The sequence below is a fragment of the Spirosoma areae genome, assembly GCF_054781775.1.
The window spans coordinates 94280-113317 of sequence record NZ_BAAGTT010000001.1; the positions used below are offsets into that span (position 1 = coordinate 94280).

Genomic DNA, 19038 nt, shown 5'->3' on the forward strand with positions numbered 1-19038 from the left:
TATGAACGCTACGCAGGACAAAAATACAAATTTTGCCACTCAGATGCAATCTGAATTGGCCAGCGCAGCCCGCACCTTGAGACACAACGCCTTTGTGTGTCGACTCCACCAGGAGGTCATGAGTGATTTGCTGGAGCAGGTTGAAAAAATAGACTACCGCCAACTGGCCGAGCTCGATCCCGACGATGAGGACGCCAAACTAAAGAAAGAGCACTACCTGGTGATCACCGTTGAACAAATCCTGGAACTGGCCAAACTCAACAAATGGGGCATTTGTCGGCGGGATGCGTTTTTCTACACCTTCAACGGGGCCTTCTGGAAGGTCATTGAAAAAGATGAACTGAAAGCCTTCCTGCGTAAAGCCGCCGAACGCATGGGCGTCGAGAAGTTCAAAGCCCGCTACGTGGAGTTCTCCAAAGACCTCTTCGAACAGTTCAACGAAACGGCTTACCTGCCCGCTCCCCAGACAAACCGGGACATTGTCCGGATCAACCTGACCAATGGCACCTTCGAGATTAGTACCCAATGTCAGACACTTCGCGCTCCTGACGCGACTGATTTTCTCACCCATCAATTGCCCTTTGCCTATGACCCTAACGCCAAGGCTCCGCTGTTTAACGCCTTTCTGGACCGAGTGTTGCCTGACGCAGATTGCCAGCGGGTACTGGCTGAATTCATGGGCTATGTGTTCGTCTCACCGGCCAGGCTGAAGCTGGAAAAGGCACTGCTGCTTTACGGTTCGGGCGCTAATGGTAAATCGGTCATCTTTGAGATACTAACGGCCCTGTTAGGGCCGGACAATGTAGGTCACTGCTCGTTGCAGTCGCTCACCGATGAGAAGGGCTATCACCGGGCTCAACTGGCCAACAAACTGGTCAATTATGCCTCCGAGATCAGCGGCAAGTTAGAGTCCAATATTTTCAAGCAGTTAGCCTCGGGCGAACCCATCGAAGCCCGGCTGCCCTACGGCCAGCCCTTTATTCTCAAGGACTACGCCAAGCTGATTTTCAACTGCAATGAACTGCCCACCGACGTGGAGCACACTAATGCGTATTTCCGCCGGTTTCTGATTGTGCCCTTCAGCGTGAGTATTCCTGAACACGAGCAGGATAAACAACTCTCGGCCAAAATCATTGCTTCGGAACTTTCGGGCGTCTTTAACTGGATTCTCTCGGGGCTTCGCCGACTCCTGGAGCAGGGCCGCTTTACCGATGCCGATGCGGTCCGGCATCAACTCGACCTCTACAAACGCCAGTCCGACAGTGTACGGCTCTTTCTGGATGAGAACGAATACCAGGCGGATACGGAACGCTACACGCTGCTAAAAGACCTCTACCGGGACTATAAAGGCTTTTGTAGTGAGGACGGCTATAAGCCGGTTAATAACCGCAATTTTCAGAAGCGATTGAATGCCAATGGGGTGCTGACCGAGCGAAAAACAGCTGGATATGTCGCCTTCACCCGCAAATCCGACACACCATACTAAAAAATAAAAGATGTTTTAGAGCCTGCATTTTCTACATATCCTACATAAAGCGTCCACTCCGGTATTTCAGTCTATGTAGGCAGTGTAGGAAATGCAGGCAAAAACAAATACTTATTTTTTTATCCTCATGGCCAACACGCACCTTACTTTCTATCAGCCCTGCTGCTGCGGCAACTGCGAGGCTCCTCGTCAGCTAATTATTGTCTTGACTGGCACACTAGAACTCTCGCCTTACGTCGAAGTAAATGGACAGTCCTTCACGCTCTCAGCTAGCTATACGCATTCCGACGGTGATGTTGATAACGTGTATTATCCCCTCTTCTCAACCCATGCCGACCGCCACTAAGCCCTACCGCTACCAACTGCCTAAAAAGGCCATCAAAAGTGACTGCCCCGAGTGCGGGCACCGTAAAGCCCTGAGTCGCTACGTGGACACCCAGACGGGCGAAGCCTTGCCCGATACCTACGGTCGCTGTGACCGGGAAAGTAATTGCGGCTATCACCATAGCCCCTACCACAAAGGAGCGTCGGGCTTAAGCTACGCCCAAGAAATGAATCCCCGTAACCAGATGACTCCGATCCCGAAAGCCTGGTTTCGTATGGCCGGGAAGTGGAAACGCAACGGCGCTGCCCGCCAAAGTGTCGTAGAGGGTTTTCAGGATGCGCTCATCGGGGCTACCCCCGAACAGGCTGAACGAATAGCTGCCTTTATTTATGACAAACCGTCAAATCCGACAAAAGTGGTTGATACCCCTAAGCCAGTTTATTCTATCCCTGATGAGGTCTTTACCGCTTCGCTGGGGCGCTATGAACACAATCAATTTGCCCGATTGCTGATGGCCTGCTTTGGAGCCGAAATCGCTACACTCCTTTTGCAACGGTTCTTTATTGGCACTTCCAGCCGCTGGCCCGGCGCGTGCGTATTCTGGTATATTGACGAAAAGGGCCGTAAGCGGGGTGGCCAGATAAAACTCTTTGATGAGTCGTTTCACACGGTCAAGTATAAGGACTCGCTGGGGGAGATCCGCAGTAGAACAACCTGGGTGCATTCCGCCTACGCCCGGCGCTGCGATGAACAAAAGCAGCCCTATCCGGTATGGCTGAGTGAGTACCTGGATGAAAAAAACGAGGTGGAGAAATCCCCCTGTCTGTTTGGTTTGCCCCAACTCCTAACCGCACCCATCGACCAGCCCGTTGCTCTTGTTGAAGCCCCAAAAACGGCGGTTATCTGCACACACTACTTTCCGGATTTTGTCTGGATGGCGGTCGGTGCCCTATCCTATTTGAAGGCTGATCGGGTAGCTGCTTTGAAAGGCCGATCGATCATGCTGTTTCCCGACCTTTCAGCCGACGGCAGCGCCTTTGCCCGCTGGAGCCGAATTGCCGATGAGCTAAACCGACGAGGGTTTACCATTAGCGTTTCGACCCTATTAGAAGAAAATGCTACCCAGGAGCAGCGCGCAAAAGGCTATGATCTGGCTGACTTCCTGTTGGATTCGGATAAACAGCAAGAACCGTACAAACCGATAATTTCAGTCGAACGTATAGAGGTGGAGGTTATCCCCGATCCACACATCTACCCACCCGCTAAAGGCAGTACCATATCGGTACACTCTTACCGGCTGCCTAAACTCATTGAGCAGTACTGGCAGATGTTTACCCGCCCTCCGCTATGGTGGAACAAGATAGCGGCTCATAAAGCCCTACTGCGCTGTTTAGAACCTGAGGAGGAAACCGCGCCGGAGATTGTCACTACGCTGACTGAACACACATCGGGGACAATACTAAAACCCTATGAGTCCCAGCTCGAGCGGTTAGACGTGCCGACAGTAGACACCTACCCCGCAGAATGGGATGAGCCGAGCCCGCCGGATGCAACCCCCACGATTCGACAGCAGACCTTCTTTGAGTGGCAACGCAGCAATCTCTCACCGTTTAGTCAACTGGGCTTAGCCACCCTACAAACCCCAGCCTGCTCATGACCTATCCCCTCACCATACCCCAGCTCTTTGCTAACAGCCAGGTCAATCCCCAGGTAGTGGTGTACTACATCGGGCAACAGGATGGCTACTACAAAGAGGCTATCAAAAATCCCTGCCATCCTAAGTGCCTGGAACTGATTCAGCACGCCGATCGCGTGGACGCTGAACTGCGCTGGTTTCTGGCAGGCAACGGCACGCGTCTGACCCGGATATACCGGGCCATACGGCACTTCATCGGCCTTAATCCAGCCGTTGGCCGGATCTTCACCGCCCTGGTGGTGGAAGACATTCGGAATACCCTGCTGGTCAATGAATGGTACGAACTACTACCCCGCTTCGAGCTGGCCCGCAGCCGTATTCAGCGCCGGTTCAAGCTGTAAACAGACGGGCCATGTGTCCCTCTATTTTCCTCTACTTTAGAGCAACCACTCATGAAATTCGAAAAAGGAAAACCCAAAACCGGTGGCCGCAAACGGGGCCATCCCAACAAAGTGACCACCGATATCAAGTCCCGCATTGCCGCCCTGATTGATGAACAGTTCGAGACCATCCACGCTGACCTCGAAGCGCTCGAGGCCAGAGAGCGGGTCACGGCGTATCTGAAGTTTCTGGAATACGTGCTGCCCAAACAGCGCGAGCAAAAGATTGACCTGGCTACCCGCCTTGACGGGTTATCGGATGCCCAGTTGAATGAACTAATTAATCAAATCTTAAGCAAGCCATGAACAAGGACAACCCAACCTTCATTACTATCAGCCCCGGTGATCCGCGCCACCGGCAGGTGATTGCGGCCGCCATCAAAGCAAACGATATCGAAACGCTTGCCCGCCTGAAGAACAACACCCACAAACCCATCCGCTTTGTTAGCAACGGGTTCATGTATTTGCTGATGGCTAGTAGTTGGGCGACCGATCGTGACGCGGGCTGCGTGGTCATCTACGGCCTTGACGCCCGCAAGTCCATAGCGAAGATCGCCAGCCTGCACCAGCCGGAAGGTGGTCCGGAGCAAGACAGCCATGACATCACCATCCCCCTGGACACCTACGACTTTCTGCAATGAAAAAGCCCGACCACCCCGATACGATTCTCGATGCCCGGACCACCACCCGCCTGCTGGAAGCCCTCCGGGCGGGCGTCATCGACATGGCTTACTTCCCCGGCCTGTATTTCTGTCGTTGCGGGGAGCCCGCTGACTGGTCACTGGTGAGTGAAGAGGAAACCCGCCAGTTCCGCCACATTACGGCTAAAGTAGGGCGCGATGCCAGCGGGCAGGTGAGTTTGAGTCGAAGCCTGAAACTTAGGCTGCTCTATGCCATCCGGGCCGGCCGCATCAACCTGCACGCGGACTTTTCCGAATTGGCCAAAGCCTACCGGGCGGTGGGGCAGGATTGGTCAGCGGTAAGCCCCGATGAAAAAGAGTTTGTACTGGATATTTGCCGCCGGATAAACAAGTAGACCAGTGCAACAAAATTGCAGTCCACTATATAGACAAATGTCCAAAATTCATAGGCTATCTGTCGCATTAAATGAGTAACTTGTAACATACCCATCCACTACGTATGAACGCTAACCAACAATCACCTCAGAAGGCCCTTGAAGCGCGGGTAGCCGGGCTATACTGCGAATTTGTCGATCAGAATCCAAGCCTGAAGAACTACATCGTTACGATGGGCTTCCGGGCGGGCTACCGCTCCGATGAGGAGCTACGCGCCTTCTGTGCGCGAATTGACCAACCCCGCCGTGCACTGGCGCTCTATGCCCGCGCTATGGCGGACGTATTCGCCCAAACCCTTAGCCCCCACTAAGTTATGAGAACTTCTGGACCGCTTGATTTTGAGGCCACACTAACTGATGTGAGCTTTAGGTCGCAGCTCGACGCGATGGAACGTCGCATATTGGGGCTTGTCAATACTGCTGAACGCGGTACGGCCAAAATTGATGACTCATTTAAACGCTTGAGTCAACTGGCTACTGGCTACTTTTCCCTTAGTGTTCTTTCCGAATTTTCCCGGCAGTTAGTACGCACGCGGGGCGAAATGCAGGCATTAGAAATTGCATTTACCACCCTCCTCGGCAGTAAAGCCAAAGCCGATGCCTTCCTAAAAGAAGGTGTTGAGTTTGCCAATAAAACGCCATTTGAATTAGGCGATGTTACAAAGGCGCAAAAAGTAATGCTTGCCTACGGTTTTAGCGTTCAATCCATTTTACCCACCCTGACCAAACTCGGTGACATTGCTGCCGGAACAGGGTCAGATTTGCAAGGTTTAGTTCTCGCCTACGGGCAAATAAAAACGCAGGGCATCGCCCAACAGGACGACATCAATAAATTTATCGAACGTGGTGTCAATCTACTGCCTGAGTTATCGCGAATACTGAAAATTGCCGAATCGGATGTTCGCAAATACGTAGAAGCGGGTAAAGTAGGCTTTAAAGATGTTGAACAAGCTATAACCGACCTGACCAACGGTGCGGGAAAATTGAATTTTGGCGGCTTAATGGCCGAGCAGGCCAAATCACTCAATGGGCTTACCTCGAATCTTTCTGATGCCTGGTCGCGGATGCTTAACCAAATCGGAAAAGATAACGAAGCCATCATAGCCGAAAGCATCAAAGGCGCAATAACACTGGTTGACAACTACGCGCCCGTATTAGATGCACTCAAGGTTATTATTGCTACCTATGGCACCTACAAAGCCGCTACCATTGCCCTTGCTGTGGCTCAATCAGCCAGCGCAGCAGCAGGATTGGCAAATGTACGAGCGTGGTTTCAACTTGCCATCGGCATTCGTTCGGCTGCTGACGCGCAGGCATTATTTAACCTGACAACCAAAGCAAACCCGTATGTACTGGCAGCAACAGCCTTAGTTGCGCTTACGACCGCTTTAGTGGTTTACAAAAAAGAGCTAACGGCAACGCAGGTAGCTGAGCAGGCATTGGAAAAGGCCCGTTCGGATGCCAACAGCGAAGCCACCAAAGAAGTATCAAAAATTGAGTTACTTAAAAATACGATCAACAATGAAAAGATTAGCCGTCAACAGCGAAACAAGGCACTTGAGGAATTAATTGCCCTTTCTCCCGATCACTTAAAGGCACTTACCTTAGAGAACGTTAGAACAGCAGATGGCACGAAGGCAATTAATGAGTACGTAGAAGCCCTTAGTCGAAAAATTGAAAAACAAAAACTTGATGCTGAATTAGCCGAACACCTATCCAAGCGGAGTGATGCCTTTAATAATAAAAATGACCTTAGCTTTTTATCAGAATTAGCTACTGGTGCCGCTTTGTCGGAAGGTGCTTTTAATGGCAATGTAGAAAAAGCGAGAGCCGATAAGAAAAAGCAACTCAATGAGCAAATAGCCAAAAGTGAGCAGGTTATCATTGATAAGATATTAGAAAGAAACAGGGCGCTTGATGAAACAGGCGCCAAAGGCGTAAAAAACGAACAAGTTGTTCAGGCTGCTAAGGGTAAAACCATTGAGCAGATTGAAGAAGAAATAAAGGCTACCAAAAAGCTTATTAATGAAACGAATACCGACGCTCAGAATGCCGCTTTTCGAAAGCAAATTGAGGAGCTTGAACGGCGGAAGCGCCGATTAACGGGCGAACTTACACCCAAAGAAAAACAGGCGCAGCGCGAAGCTGAGAAAACCGGCCCGTTCGGCTCACTGTCTTATTACGAGGCCGTAAGCAGGCATTTTGATGAGCTAATAGCGAAAACACCAAAAACTGACACCGCCAAACTTACCCAATTCAATACCAAAAAGTTAGAAGCTGACAAGCAGGCAGAGGCTATCAGAAAGTCACTCGCTGTAAAATCATTTGACGACGAGCTTACCCAGAAGCGGCAACAGTATGAATTGTATCAAAAATGGGTTACGGCTTATGGACAGGCTGCTGCTGACCAACAGTTTAACGAGTTAAAAAAATCGGGAGGTAGCTATGTAGATTACCTCGACAACCAAATAGCTAAACTCGAAAAGAAAAAGCAGGATTCAGGAAAATTGACGGATGTGGACCTAAAGAGTTTAGGGCAGCTAACGGATGAACGAAATGACCTGACTGGCAAAAAGAACGCGGTTGACCTTTACCGTGAAAGTCTTGAGTTGTTGCGAAATGATACCCAAACAACATCCGAATACATCACCTCCCTACAAAAAAAGCTTTCCGAATTAAACCCCAACGATACCTCACCGACAGGCATTGCCAAACGAATTTTCACGGCGGATGAACTGAACCAAGCGCAGCGGCAACTACAGGCTGAACTAAATCAGTACCTCACCTCGGTTAAAGGTTCTGAAGGGCAACGCCTGGCGATAACCCAGAAGTACGCCAACCTACGCGCGTCTGTTGAGGAAAAATACAAAAATGATCGGGGGGCTGCTTATCAATCGGCTATCAAGGAAATCAATAAAAGCGAGTCGGAAGAATTAAAATCATTCAAGCGGCAAGCGGCTGAAGCATCTGATGCCTTCAAAGAACTCACAAAAGTTATCGAAGAGGAGGGTCGCAAAGCCCTTAAAATTCAGATACAACGCGAGCGGGCTGTACTGAAAGATATTGAAAAAGATAACGGCAAAACCAGTGAGCTTTACCGTGAACAGGCAAAAATAATTAGTGGCTTAGTTGAGAATCTTGACCGCGATTCACTGAACACGTTTAATGCCTTTGCGACTGTGATTGGTCAAGCAGGTGAGGAATTGTCACAGTTGGGTGGTGAGGCGGGCAAGGCGGGTCAATTTCTGGTTGGCCTTACCTCAAAAATGAATTTGCTCACACAAGCTTTTGAGGATTCATTTATTTCCGATACGGAGCGCGTTCAATTGGGCATTCAGGGGGCAGTGGGCTTGCTAAGTTCATTGGCCACAGCAGCCGCCCAACGAAAAAAAGCGGAGGTTGAGTACTACACGGCCATAATAGCCCAGCAACAACAATACAATTTACTGCTGAATGAACAGATAGGCTTACGTGCCAAAAGTCAGGAGAATGTCTTTGTTAAAGACTATGCTGGAGAACTTGAGGATAACTTTAAAAAGTTTGATGACGCTCAAAAGAAGTATCAGGAATCACTCAAGAAGCTAAATGAAGGTAGGGCCAAGATAGGCACTGAAAACACTATCGACTGGAGTGCTGTCGGCAAAGGGGCTATACAGGGTGCCATGATTGGCAGTGCCATTCCGGTCATCGGTACGATTATCGGTGGAATCGTTGGCGGAATAACGGGCCTGTTCGGTGGCAAAAAAGCCGAAGATGAATTCGGCTCACTCCTACAGGCTTATCCTGAATTAATCAAGAAGTCGAAGGATGGCGTAAATGAACTGAACGTTTCGTTAGCTGAAACGCTGCTCAATCAAAATCTTGTCGATGATTCCACTAAACAGCTTTTGCAGTCAACCATTGACTGGCAGAAGCAAATGGATGAGGCTAAAGAAGCCGTTACGGGAATCGTTCGTGAACTCGCGGGAGCATTAGGCGACAAACTACGGGACAACCTGGTCAATGCCTTTAAGGAAGGAACCGATGCCGCTTTAGCGTTTAAGTCGGCAGTAGAGGGCATTTTAGAGGATTTAGTTACGAAACTACTGTTTTCAAAGGTATTCAATACGCTCTTTGACAAGCTCGAAGAGGATATAAAAACCTCTCTTTCCCCCGGTGGCGACCAGCAGTTTACCGATGATTTCGCCAAATTCTTTAAGGATGCCGGGCCAAGCATAGAAGCCTACAACAAGGCACTGCAACAATTTAGAGAACAGGCCAAAGCATCGGGCTTCGATGTGCTGTCCCCAACCGGAACCAGTATCAATAACCCGGCAACAGCTCAGAGCCGGGCCATTCAGGGGGTAACTGAAGCCACAGCCTCCGTTGTCACTGGCCAGATCAACGCGATGCGAATACAACAGGCACAGACGAATCTGGCCCTCAACCAGTCAATTCTTCATTTGGCGGGTATTGAGCGAAATACCGGCGAGTCGGCCAAATATGCCAAATACCTGGAATCTATTGATCGGCGGTTAGAAACCATAAGTAGCAACCCCGGTCGCGGGGTAGGGATGCCAGGGTAAGCCAGGTAATCAATAACCAAATACACCTCAACAAATTGAGTTTGTTGAGGTGTATTTGGTTATTGATTAATTACCGATCGATGTCGGACATGTTCCGCCAAGGCTACCTAAACACTGCCCTTTCAGGACGCTTGCTCGTCGCTGGTTCTTATTTAAGTTTCCAGACTAAAACACGACCTACATCTATACAATTTTGTCCAGGCTCTTGAGGCACACAATTTGCGAGTGAATTGTTGCAACAGTAAGAGGCAAAGCCAAGTTTGCCTGGGTCAAATCTTCTTACCATAATTTTCGTTTCGACGTTGTTTTCTTCGTTTCGGATAATAAGTTCCCCTTTACTTATTTTGGTTTTAGTCGGAAGGGGGACGTAGGAAACAGAATTTTTCATACTTGTATTCGTTTAGGTTAAATGTTTGATATTGAGAAAGTTCGGTCAGGCTATAGCTAGCAGTAGCTTGTCAGCGAAGCGATCACAAACTCGCATACTTTAGTTATCCGTAAAAGAGCAATTCTATTTTGAGACTTCCAACGCTGGTTCAGCCATTTGAGTAAACGGTCAAAACAAGAGGAGTGGATAGGCTTAGTATGAAGGTATTCAGAAAAACCTAATTACCTGTTTCGGTGACTTCGCGCCACCTTCTTTTTTTGCAGCCTCCAGTAGGTGCTGAGGGTAATGTTAAGCGGTTATTGTTCTACCACCTCTTCAAAGCGAAGCGAAGAAGTGACCGCCTCCCTTCACTTCGTTGTCAGTAGGTATCAATAAGGAAGGTAACTATAATAGGTTATGTATCATTATATGGGTTTGGCGAAAAAGACAAACTATCAGTTTGTACAAAAAGACATTGTAGTTTGTACAAAAAGACAAACTGACTTTTGATATATTGAAAACAACATTAACCACGACCGTAGCGAGCAGCCTAGTAATCTCCATATGACTGAATAACCCCGAAATGAGCGTGACCTCTGGTAAAGCTAAGAAAGTACCGAAGAGGGCTTTTCGGCGTTGTAGGCACGATCTCAAGCAAACGCCCAACCACTAAGCCGAGAATAGTTCGTAGCACTCAACTCATTCGGACGCGGTATCTGATCAGGTTATCTGCCAAAGGGAAATAAACGACTAATGAGTAAATCAGAAAAGCGGCTGGACTTCAACCAGTCGACGACGTTAAATAATTGGCATGAAACACTCCATTCGCTACATAATAACTGATCTCGAACTTCGATCCTTACTCGACCTGGCCTTGCTTGCCGACGCGCTGACTGACCAAGGGTTCGCGCTGTATTATGCCGGGCCCAGCCCGGGGCAGGATGGTTCGTGGTCTGCCCACTTTACGGTATCGAGTGGCGTAGATGAGCCTGATCAGGACATTACTATGATGCTCAAGGCCATAGAATCGCTGGACGAGCCAGCTAGAAGCCTATGGGCAACCTGCATCAGTCGCGACTTCAACATCGGCTATCAATGCGGAGTTAAGCCTCAGGCTTTCTATCAGCAGCTTTCACCGGTAACACTTACCAGGATGGCCGCCGTTGGGGCAGGGATCGTGCTTACGCTTTATCCAGACCTGGAAACGGATGCGTTTGAAGCGGCCGTTGTCATCCTGAAAAAAGACAAACACATCAAACGCCATATTGGTAAATTCACTGGCCCTAATATTCATCTTACGAAATTGTCATCCCTAAAGAAAAACCAGGAGGAAGTAAAGGTGACACTCACGGGTAAAAAAGGATTTGTCTTTGTGCATTGCCTGATGGAGCTGACTATGGAAGGGGAGTGGGGGCTAAAAGAAATCCTAAAAAAGGAAGAGCGACAATACCTTTCTCCGCCACCTGGCACAACTGGTCGGTGAGTAATGGAGTCCGCCAGGTGTGGCTTTTTGTTTTCCAAAGATAGGATTTTGTAGTGTCTATTACATTCATAGCATTAACACGATTTGCAAAGCATTACGTTTAGTAGTACATTTAACTGAACATTACGCTGTGAAACATGGCAAAGCTGTCACGTACCTTCCGCATTTCAGACGAAATCAACAAAAAACTATTGAACCTAAGCGACTCATTCAAAGAGAGTGGAGGTGAGATAGTTGAAAGAGCGATTCAACTACTTTTCGATAACCGTGAGGTTGAACTTGAGAAGGACAATCAGGCCAGACTAGGCAATCTAAGGAAATCTTAAGTTAACTATTTTATGCCTCTTACGCTGCATAGTGAATGTTTTGATCTAAAACGTAATGCTTTGACTTGCAAAGAATAAATTTAGTTACTATATTCGCTTATTCAATTCTGATTTGAGGCTAAAACACTGCATAGTGCCGAGGAGGCTGCCCGGTAAAGTAGGTCTTACAATTGGATGTAAACAGTCAACCCCGTACCGCGAAAGCTGGGGAGCATGATCGGTACGGGGCCTAGTACGAACATTTAAACTTTCATCTAAATGAACGCGGTACAAATGTATCCGGGTAGGGGCAGCTTTGCAAAAGGAATTGAGCGAGCGGTCATTAAAACCCACCAGGCGGTCAAAAAGGGCCCTCGTATCACACTCCCGCCTTATAGAAGGCAAATCCCAATCCCTGTCGATTTAGCCGTTGAAATCTGGCGCCCTGTTGTCGGATATGAAGGCCGGTATGACGTTTCGAGTAAAGGTCAAGTTCGATCATTAGTTAGGCTACCGGTTAGGCTGATGAAACTTGCACCGGACAAAAAAAGATACGTGCACGTTGGGCTCTGCATTAACGGCAAACAGAAATACGCTGTTGTTCACCGGTTGGTTGCCATTGCTTTCATTCCAAACCCGCTTGGGCTTCCTTACGTCAATCATCTTGACTCAGACCCCCTCAACAACACGTGGCCTAATCTTGAGTGGACAACTCCCGCCGGGAATTCAGCTCATGCGGTAAAATATGGTAACGGAGGGGTTGGCAAACGAAAAACCAAGATCTCGAAAGGGCTAGGCAAGCAGGTTGTTAGCAATTACTACCACACTGAAGTTGATCCACGGCCAACGATTAAGGAACTCAGCCAAAAGTATGGAATTAGTCCTGCTACAGTTCAAAGGTTACTGGCTGCCCATCGCAAAACATTGGGAGTATGTATGCGCTCCCAAGAGTTAAATAAGGCAATTGTAAGCGACTACATCAACCGGAAGGCAAACGGCCTTAAAACGAAGGATATAGTCGCCAAATACGGCATAACCGTATTCGCTCTACGTCAAGTACACGCACGAAGTAAAAAACAACACTCTAACTAATCTCTCCAATGGAAACCAACAATCATATCATAGACACAACTATGCCCGATTCGGCTCAAAATCCCGATTTATCGGCAACCTCAGCCACACAAACGGTCAATTCTGACCCACAAACGGCAACCGCAGAGGCTCAGCCCTCAGCAGATGCCCCGGCCAGTTCGCCGGATCAAAACTTTACGATCGACATTGAGCCATCTCCTGATGGAACGATAGTCAATGTGAACCTACCCGCTTTTCTAACCCGGCACCTGCACGACACCGAGAAGTATGAACTCTTACAGTCCGCATTAAGTAAGGTCTTCCGTGCCTTTTACTCCTCGGATGAGTACTTTAAGCCCGGTTCAGGGCTGGACATTAATCTAGCCTACAAAGCCCTGGAGATAAGCCTGCAAAAGGTATTCGAACGGGCGGCTACCAGCGTGTTAGGCCCCTTGCCCGACAAACCCATTAAGGTTACTGGCGATATTGAGGAAAGCCCGTTTCAGCCAGAGGCCCACGAGGTTTATATGAATAATCCGGCCAATTACACCGACGTTGAGCAGTTGCAAAAGTGGATTGTCACTTTGCAGCAGATGTCAACCGCGCAATGCCATACGATTAATGCACAGAAGCGTATTGAGGCTACGCAGGCAACGATTATTGAACAAATGGAGAAAAGCCTGGACGTCCAGGAAAAGCTTCTTGCCAGCCTCGAAAAAGAGACCGGACTTGGCCGCATTGCTACCAGAAACTCAGGCACCTTACTTGCTCCAATTCCCAAACAGCAGGGCACGATTAGCTTAACTCTAAGTCTGAATAGTATCGGCTTTTGCTCTGAGGTTGATGTACTCAAACGAGCGCTAATAGAGTACCGCAATGACCGACTCAAACAGGCTATGACTGAAATTCGCAACGCTCAGAGCGACGAAGCCTACAATGAGTATAAAGACTTTGAGATAGTTCAACAGCTACTCGATGAGCTTTCGGATGAGCTTGCACAGGCAGCCGAAGAAAACAGTCAAGTGGCTGATTACGCCAGGAACCCCGCGCATTATGCTACCTGGTACAACTCAGTCAGGAGCACCATGAGACAGGAGCGTAGCGAGTTTATAGAAACCTATTCGCATGACTACGAGGGAGAAGAGGAGCCAGCTACAGAGGTCAACACTGAACCCTCCGCCGAACCCCTCAATACGGCCACAACACTTACCCAGGCGTCCACTGAATCCCTAAGCGCTTCCGATGGCAAGCAACAGGATTAGGCCCCTCATTCCGGCTTATCTGGCCAGCAGCGCCAACCCAGATGCCGGTACCCGGTTTGTCAGGAAGCTACTGGCCGCTGCCTTTGCCGGATTGACACCCCCTCAATACGCCCGCTACCGCCTTACGCCTGACAATGCCTCAATGCCCTACTCTCCCCGACTACGTTAACCAGGAAGCAGGAGGTAGACTACCAGCAACAGGTCCCTTATTTCTTCTCAAAACAACAACTAACTGGCTAACCCCTATGAGTAATTCACCGAGTAAAACGGTCGGCATGCACGACCCTATAGAACACCCAGCGATACCTACCCGAACAAGGCGATACCTACCCGCGATAGCGAAGGAAGCCTGGAAACCTTTGCAGGACTTTGAGGGTCGTTATGAAGTCTCAAATCGGGGTGAAATCCGAAGCCTCCAAAGTGGCAATACCATCAGGCCTCAAGTTGGTGAGTCGGGCACTTCCTACATTACCCTTCGGCCACCGGGTAGCAAGGTAGGCGAGTCAGTATGCGTCCATATTGACAAGGCCGTTGCAACGGCCTTTCTGCCGAATCCAATAGGATGCACCGCCGTTATACACATTGACCGCAACCTGCTTAATAACGAAGTGGGCAACCTGCTTTGGTCATTAGCCGATGAAAGACCGATCGCACCCGTCGCACCCATTTACGCCCCCTGCAAAGTGCTACAGCGGCAAACGAAGCCTATTTCAACTCAATTCAGGCTTTGCAAGCACAATGCACCTACCCGCGAACTCCACCCGGCTCAGTTCGACATTGCCAACGGGCAAGCAGGCAGCGAAGCAGCCACATTGCAAATCCGCATCACGGTAAACGGGAAACGGGATTTCGGTTTTTGCATTCGGATGCCCGATCTACCCATTGCCGACATTCGGAAAATGAACTCCCTGGTTAACAATCAAGGCTCAATCCTGACAATTGACCCTAAGCTATGGGACAAAAAGAATCGTTGCTTGCTTGGGCGAAGTCAAGCAGTATCCGATTTTAACGACGAACTACTCAAGATAAAATTAAAAATCAAGGAGGTTTACAGCCTGCAGTTAGAACGGTATCTTACTAAAATCGGGCCTGAACCAACGACTGAAAGCGTTAAGCACGAATACTTAACCGGCGAAGTCCCCTTAACCGAACGGGGGCGTCTGGCAAAGCAGAAGGCTTCCATCGTTGGGGGGTTTGACGCGTACTATCAATACCTGCTTTCTCTGAAAGATACCGAACTGGCCTTGAGTGAAGTGAGCCTTAAAAAGCGAGAGTATACACGGGCTAATCTAATTGACTTTCTGGCCTACGAGGGAACCCCTGATTTAGAAGCGGGGCAAATTAATCAATCATGGGCGAAACGCTTCTTTTCGTGGCTCATGCAGGACGGGCGAATGCTACCCGTATCGGCCCGCGTGGATGTCGGCATAATCCGAATGGTACTGGCTTATTTAGTCGAACAGGACTACTTAAAATCTAATCCTTTGGTTGGCTTATCCTTACCCAAAGGCAAGAAGAAGTCAGTGGTCTGGCTAAGTCCAGAGCAGGTAGAACGACTCTGGCAGCTTGAGGTCAGCCAGATTAAAAAAGGTCAGGAAATATCCGCCGAAGCCGCAAAATCAGCCTTATTCTGGTTTAAAGTGATTGTGCTTACGGGAATGGATTACCCCGATGCGGTTCGTTACGTTCAGAATCGGGCCAGCTACGAATGTATGGGTATTGGCGGACGAAAGATTGTCATTAACCGGGGCAAGAATGAATCGGAATGCCATATCCCTCTGACCGACAAACTAACCGAGTTGCTTTGCCAGTCCGCCCCCCGCGTCTATGGCCTTGACCACACCAACAATGTACTAAAGGCCATCGGGGAATCAATCGGCTTTCCCTATTCTCTCACCACCAAAGTAGGCCGTAAAACGGCGGGGGCCTTATGGCTTCTTGAGGGGTACAGCATCCACGAAATCAGCCGGTTTTTGGGTCACAGTAGTATTGCCATGACCGAATCACACTACGTTAAAACGTCGGCCATTACGGCCGATCGGGGGATGCTCCGAATGAACAATCAACGCGAACAGTCTCCTTTTCAGCAACTCCACAAAACCGCCTAACGTCATGCCTAACCAACCCGCTTACTACTCAGTCCAGCGCATTCGCTTCGAGTTCCGCAAACAGCGGACAAAAAAGCCTGTGCCCGGCATTGTCTATGCCCTGATTTACGTGGTCGGTCAAGACCCCGAACCGCGTAGCACCGGGATTCGGGCAACCCGTGAGGATTGGGATAACCGAACGGCTCGCGGACAGTCGCTTTCGGCCAAAGACCTGAATGAAAAATTAGTGCTGTGGGAGCGTTCAGCTCACTCAGCCGCCCGCACGATAAACGACCGGGGCGACGTGGTTACGCCGGGTGGCATTGTCGAGGAAATGACCTATGCGACCCGGCCTCTGCTGGCCTTGTCCGATGTGGTTGATAAGTTTCTGGCCTACAAAAAAACCACCGTTGGCCCCGACAAAGCGGAGCTGCGAAAGCCCGGCCAAATCTGCTACGGCACCTACCACTCCTATCATCGTCGTAGGCTGTGGTTAAGTCGGTTCCTCAAGGCCAGACAAACCCCTAACCTGGTTATTCGCAAAGTAGATAGTCAGTTTATTCAGGCCTTTACTAACTTTCTCAGTCAGCAACCCACGTTGGGAGCTGCCTATGCCGCCAAATGCGTGAAGCTACTCACGGAGGTCTGCAACTGGGCAACCCTATCGGGACTTATTGACCCTCTGGCTGTTGGTCACTACCGGGCTACGACGCTGGCCGAAAAGCCACCGCACAATGTCACCGAAGAAGAGGTACTTCGGATTGAAGCCTTAGAGTTGCCAACTCAGTTAGGGCGCGTCCGGGACGGCTGGCTGCTGGCCCGCGAGTTGTGTCTGCACTATTCGGATTATCTGCAGGTAAAAAAGGAGCATTTCTCCTGGGGAAAGCATGGACACCTGATTTTTGAGAAAGCGCGGCAAAAACAGGAATCAGCGCGTGGCATTAAACTGCTTTCGTTAGTTTCCGAACGGGCCTTGCGGATCTGGAACCAGTATGGTCAGAAATTACCCATTCGCGCTTCCAACGTTCATTTAGGCCGCTTGATTGCCGAGATTGGCCAGGAAGCGGAACTGGAACAGCGGCTGACGTTTTCCCACGCCCGCGATTCAGGAATTTTTAGTTATGTGGCGGCTGGTTGCCGCGATGCTCAAATACGCCTGGCGGCTGGCTGGACTTCGACCAAGCAACTATCCCGCTATGTCAATCACGACCGTAGACTATTGGAGGAAATTCTCAGCCCTACCAACAGTCCTGCCACAGGTGGTAATAGTGGTGGTACGCCAGAGCGTTCTCAGCCGTTCCTTCAAATCTACAAAGCCTCCTGAGCCATGACCTTATTCAATGTAAATCCGTATGAGTGTAACGACATTGACACCTTGCGCGAATGGGTCGTCCTGCTGCGGGAAATGACCATCAACCTAAAGGGCATGGGTGATTCGGGTCTTAAAGTGCAGGATATGCTCTATCAGGTGAACGTGGCACAGGGCGAACAGATTGCCTTGCTCAAAGCCCGTATCACTCAGTACCAGGTCGCGTTTTCGGCGCAATCCTGTAATGATGTTCGGCGGCTGAATTAGTTTAGGATACGGCCGTAGAATACCCACAGCCCCGGCCATCGTTGGGGCTGTTTTGTTACCTGGATCGGGCCAGTCGATGTAGGATATGCAGGCTCAAAAACATCTTTTTATTTTTCTTGTCTCAAAGCCCTTGCATGTTTCAATTCATTTCAGGTATCTTTGCCCCATGAATCTTCGCAGTCAATATCAGCCCAAGCATTTCTTCTGCCAACAGCAGGGGTGGGTGCCTATTGACTAAGTGATACAAAGACTTCTTCAAGTAGCTCAACCCCTGTTAGTATCCACTGGCAGGGGTTTTTCTTGTTTCGAGATGTAGTTCAATGGTAGAATTCTTGGTTAGGAACCAAGGGGCCGCAGGATCAGTACCTGCCATCTCGACCGAATTGGAACATAAACTGTAATGGGTAGGGGAACTGCTTTATAGGCAGTTGCTTCGGCTCTGGGAGTTCGAGTCTCTCTGTTCCAACAAGGCCTGGTAACCCATATGGCGTGGGAACCGTCTGCAAAACGGTAGGACTCTGTTCGATTCAGAGACCAGGCTCGATGACATCGTAGCTCAGCAGGCTTAGAGCATCTCACTTTTAATGAGAGGGTCCTGGGTTCGAACCCCAGCGGTGTCACCACTGGAACTGTTACCAAGTTGGTCAAGGTGCTGCACTGAAAATGCAGTTATGTCGGTTCGATTCCGACCGGTTCCACTTCTACAGGGAGAATAAGGCGGTTCGACTCCCTGTCTCTCTGCCATGGCCTTATGGTGTAATGGATTGCCTCACAGTCTTCGGAACTGTTGGTTGAGACGGCCGGCCGCTGCCGTTCGGACCCTGGCAGGACATTTATATTGCCGGACCGTACAGCGGTTAGTACGGCTGACTCTGACTCAGCAAAGCTTGACGGTCCGCCGTTGCGGTTCGATTCCAGGTCCGGCACTGTGTTGGAAGCTTAGCGGCCTAAAGCATCGGTTTGTTGGATAGAAGAGTGTCGGTTCAAATCCGACCCAACACCTAAAAAGTACATCTGCCATTCAAAGGCCTGGTGAGGCAGTAACAACCCGTTACACCACCTTTCAGATTTACCCACTTAGCGATGTAGTAGGCTGAAAGGCCTTTAGGGGCTTTCATATATAGTGAGTGTCCCATGAATAAAGGGTACCTTTGACCATGAGCCAACTTACTTATACCTCAATACCCGATACGTCCGATTCCAACTATTGGCAGTTAAAGTTGATGACGGGCAATGTCCGCAGCACAACGTTTGTGCCCCGCGATAAGGAACTTCACCAGCAGTTACGGGTGAAAGCCTGGGCTGTTATTCAGGCTTCGTTGAGGAAGAACAATCGAAAGGTAAACTACTAAGTAGGATA

Annotated in this window: 18 protein-coding genes and 6 tRNA genes; 23 read left to right on the plus strand and 1 reads right to left on the minus strand. The window is 49.5% G+C overall.

Annotation, left to right across the window (positions count from 1 at the left end):
• Position 1 precedes the first annotated feature (1 nt).
• The 9 genes from ACYVI1_RS00435 to ACYVI1_RS00475 all read left to right on the plus strand — a co-directional run bounded on the left by ACYVI1_RS00435 (position 2) and on the right by ACYVI1_RS00475 (position 9527).
• The gene (locus ACYVI1_RS00435) at positions 2-1486 is read left to right on the plus strand and encodes a DNA primase family protein (protein WP_460905404.1); all 1485 of its coding nucleotides are present in this window, start codon (positions 2-4) and stop codon (positions 1484-1486) included.
• 205 nt (positions 1487-1691) lie between these two features.
• On the plus strand, positions 1692-1832 hold the full coding sequence (locus ACYVI1_RS00440; RefSeq protein ID WP_460905406.1) for a hypothetical protein: 141 nt from the start codon (positions 1692-1694) through the stop codon (positions 1830-1832).
• A complete protein-coding gene (locus ACYVI1_RS00445; protein WP_460905408.1) occupies positions 1816-3468 on the plus strand; it encodes a DUF6371 domain-containing protein in 1653 nt (550 codons plus the stop codon). Before ACYVI1_RS00440 ends, ACYVI1_RS00445 begins: the two co-directional genes overlap by 17 nt.
• Entirely contained in the window at positions 3465-3848 is a 384-nt protein-coding gene (locus ACYVI1_RS00450; protein WP_460905410.1) for a hypothetical protein, read from the plus strand. Before ACYVI1_RS00445 ends, ACYVI1_RS00450 begins: the two co-directional genes overlap by 4 nt.
• A gap of 51 nt (positions 3849-3899) precedes the next feature.
• Positions 3900-4193: a hypothetical protein gene (locus tag ACYVI1_RS00455; RefSeq protein WP_460905413.1), complete on the plus strand. Its 294-nt coding sequence runs from the start codon at positions 3900-3902 to the stop codon at positions 4191-4193.
• Positions 4190-4528: a hypothetical protein gene (locus ACYVI1_RS00460; protein WP_460905415.1), complete on the plus strand. Its 339-nt coding sequence runs from the start codon at positions 4190-4192 to the stop codon at positions 4526-4528. The genes ACYVI1_RS00455 and ACYVI1_RS00460 overlap by 4 nt, the downstream gene beginning before the upstream one ends.
• On the plus strand, positions 4525-4923 hold the full coding sequence (locus ACYVI1_RS00465) for a hypothetical protein (protein ID WP_460905418.1): 399 nt from the start codon (positions 4525-4527) through the stop codon (positions 4921-4923). Before ACYVI1_RS00460 ends, ACYVI1_RS00465 begins: the two co-directional genes overlap by 4 nt.
• Positions 4924-5027: 104 nt before the next feature.
• Positions 5028-5273: a hypothetical protein gene (locus ACYVI1_RS00470; RefSeq protein WP_460905420.1), complete on the plus strand. Its 246-nt coding sequence runs from the start codon at positions 5028-5030 to the stop codon at positions 5271-5273.
• A 3-nt stretch (positions 5274-5276) separates the two neighbouring features.
• Complete coding sequence (locus tag ACYVI1_RS00475; protein ID WP_460905422.1) at positions 5277-9527, plus strand: tape measure protein; 4251 nt, start codon at positions 5277-5279, stop codon at positions 9525-9527.
• 148 nt (positions 9528-9675) lie between these two features.
• Here ACYVI1_RS00475 and ACYVI1_RS00480 read toward each other — a convergent pair whose 3' ends face one another.
• Positions 9676-9915 carry a hypothetical protein gene (locus ACYVI1_RS00480; RefSeq protein WP_460905424.1) on the minus strand — a complete coding sequence of 80 codons (240 nt, stop codon included), beginning with the start codon at positions 9913-9915 and terminating at the stop codon, positions 9676-9678.
• 790 nt (positions 9916-10705) lie between these two features.
• Here ACYVI1_RS00480 and ACYVI1_RS00485 point away from each other — a divergent pair.
• The 14 genes from ACYVI1_RS00485 to ACYVI1_RS00550 all read left to right on the plus strand — a co-directional run bounded on the left by ACYVI1_RS00485 (position 10706) and on the right by ACYVI1_RS00550 (position 19030).
• Positions 10706-11377, plus strand: a complete 672-nt coding sequence (locus ACYVI1_RS00485) for a hypothetical protein (RefSeq protein ID WP_460905426.1) — start codon at positions 10706-10708, stop codon at positions 11375-11377.
• 584 nt (positions 11378-11961) lie between these two features.
• Positions 11962-12774 carry an NUMOD4 domain-containing protein gene (locus tag ACYVI1_RS00490; protein WP_460905428.1) on the plus strand — a complete coding sequence of 271 codons (813 nt, stop codon included), beginning with the start codon at positions 11962-11964 and terminating at the stop codon, positions 12772-12774.
• An 8-nt stretch (positions 12775-12782) separates the two neighbouring features.
• Positions 12783-14015 carry a hypothetical protein gene (locus ACYVI1_RS00495; protein WP_460905430.1) on the plus strand — a complete coding sequence of 411 codons (1233 nt, stop codon included), beginning with the start codon at positions 12783-12785 and terminating at the stop codon, positions 14013-14015.
• Positions 13996-14184: a hypothetical protein gene (locus ACYVI1_RS00500; protein ID WP_460905433.1), complete on the plus strand. Its 189-nt coding sequence runs from the start codon at positions 13996-13998 to the stop codon at positions 14182-14184. Before ACYVI1_RS00495 ends, ACYVI1_RS00500 begins: the two co-directional genes overlap by 20 nt.
• Positions 14185-14290: 106 nt before the next feature.
• Positions 14291-16123, plus strand: a complete 1833-nt coding sequence (locus ACYVI1_RS00505; protein WP_460905435.1) for an NUMOD4 domain-containing protein — start codon at positions 14291-14293, stop codon at positions 16121-16123.
• Positions 16124-16127: 4 nt separating this feature from the next.
• Entirely contained in the window at positions 16128-17426 is a 1299-nt protein-coding gene (locus tag ACYVI1_RS00510) for a hypothetical protein (protein ID WP_460905437.1), read from the plus strand.
• A gap of 3 nt (positions 17427-17429) precedes the next feature.
• A complete protein-coding gene (locus ACYVI1_RS00515; protein ID WP_460905439.1) occupies positions 17430-17678 on the plus strand; it encodes a hypothetical protein in 249 nt (82 codons plus the stop codon).
• A 306-nt stretch (positions 17679-17984) separates the two neighbouring features.
• Positions 17985-18056 (plus strand) — tRNA-Pro (locus tag ACYVI1_RS00520).
• A gap of 6 nt (positions 18057-18062) precedes the next feature.
• A tRNA-OTHER gene (locus tag ACYVI1_RS00525) sits at positions 18063-18144 on the plus strand.
• Between the two features lie 79 nt (positions 18145-18223).
• A tRNA-Lys gene (locus ACYVI1_RS00530) sits at positions 18224-18301 on the plus strand.
• Positions 18302-18303: 2 nt separating this feature from the next.
• Positions 18304-18376 (plus strand) — tRNA-Phe (locus ACYVI1_RS00535).
• A 142-nt stretch (positions 18377-18518) separates the two neighbouring features.
• A tRNA-Gln gene (locus ACYVI1_RS00540) sits at positions 18519-18604 on the plus strand.
• Positions 18605-18606: 2 nt separating this feature from the next.
• A tRNA-Asn gene (locus tag ACYVI1_RS00545) sits at positions 18607-18680 on the plus strand.
• Between the two features lie 155 nt (positions 18681-18835).
• Positions 18836-19030, plus strand: coding sequence for a hypothetical protein (locus ACYVI1_RS00550; protein ID WP_460905442.1), 195 nt, complete (start codon positions 18836-18838; stop codon positions 19028-19030).
• Positions 19031-19038 lie beyond the last annotated feature (8 nt).

What these genes read in the sequence shown, in the direction of transcription:
- ACYVI1_RS00435 (WP_460905404.1), top strand. Translation starts at nt 2, where the DNA reads ATGAACGCTACGCAGGACAAAAATACAAATTTTGCCACTCAGATGCAA.
- ACYVI1_RS00445 (WP_460905408.1), top strand. Translation starts at nt 1,816, where the DNA reads ATGCCGACCGCCACTAAGCCCTACCGCTACCAACTGCCTAAAAAGGCC.
- ACYVI1_RS00450 (WP_460905410.1), top strand. Translation starts at nt 3,465, where the DNA reads ATGACCTATCCCCTCACCATACCCCAGCTCTTTGCTAACAGCCAGGTC.
- ACYVI1_RS00455 (WP_460905413.1), top strand. Translation starts at nt 3,900, where the DNA reads ATGAAATTCGAAAAAGGAAAACCCAAAACCGGTGGCCGCAAACGGGGC.
- ACYVI1_RS00460 (WP_460905415.1), top strand. Translation starts at nt 4,190, where the DNA reads ATGAACAAGGACAACCCAACCTTCATTACTATCAGCCCCGGTGATCCG.
- ACYVI1_RS00465 (WP_460905418.1), top strand. Translation starts at nt 4,525, where the DNA reads ATGAAAAAGCCCGACCACCCCGATACGATTCTCGATGCCCGGACCACC.
- ACYVI1_RS00470 (WP_460905420.1), top strand. Translation starts at nt 5,028, where the DNA reads ATGAACGCTAACCAACAATCACCTCAGAAGGCCCTTGAAGCGCGGGTA.
- ACYVI1_RS00475 (WP_460905422.1), top strand. Translation starts at nt 5,277, where the DNA reads ATGAGAACTTCTGGACCGCTTGATTTTGAGGCCACACTAACTGATGTG.
- ACYVI1_RS00480 (WP_460905424.1), bottom strand. Translation starts at nt 9,915, where the DNA reads ATGAAAAATTCTGTTTCCTACGTCCCCCTTCCGACTAAAACCAAAATA.
- ACYVI1_RS00485 (WP_460905426.1), top strand. Translation starts at nt 10,706, where the DNA reads ATGAAACACTCCATTCGCTACATAATAACTGATCTCGAACTTCGATCC.
- ACYVI1_RS00490 (WP_460905428.1), top strand. Translation starts at nt 11,962, where the DNA reads ATGAACGCGGTACAAATGTATCCGGGTAGGGGCAGCTTTGCAAAAGGA.
- ACYVI1_RS00495 (WP_460905430.1), top strand. Translation starts at nt 12,783, where the DNA reads ATGGAAACCAACAATCATATCATAGACACAACTATGCCCGATTCGGCT.
- ACYVI1_RS00500 (WP_460905433.1), top strand. Translation starts at nt 13,996, where the DNA reads ATGGCAAGCAACAGGATTAGGCCCCTCATTCCGGCTTATCTGGCCAGC.
- ACYVI1_RS00505 (WP_460905435.1), top strand. Translation starts at nt 14,291, where the DNA reads ATGCACGACCCTATAGAACACCCAGCGATACCTACCCGAACAAGGCGA.
- ACYVI1_RS00510 (WP_460905437.1), top strand. Translation starts at nt 16,128, where the DNA reads ATGCCTAACCAACCCGCTTACTACTCAGTCCAGCGCATTCGCTTCGAG.
- ACYVI1_RS00515 (WP_460905439.1), top strand. Translation starts at nt 17,430, where the DNA reads ATGACCTTATTCAATGTAAATCCGTATGAGTGTAACGACATTGACACC.
- ACYVI1_RS00550 (WP_460905442.1), top strand. Translation starts at nt 18,836, where the DNA reads ATGAGCCAACTTACTTATACCTCAATACCCGATACGTCCGATTCCAAC.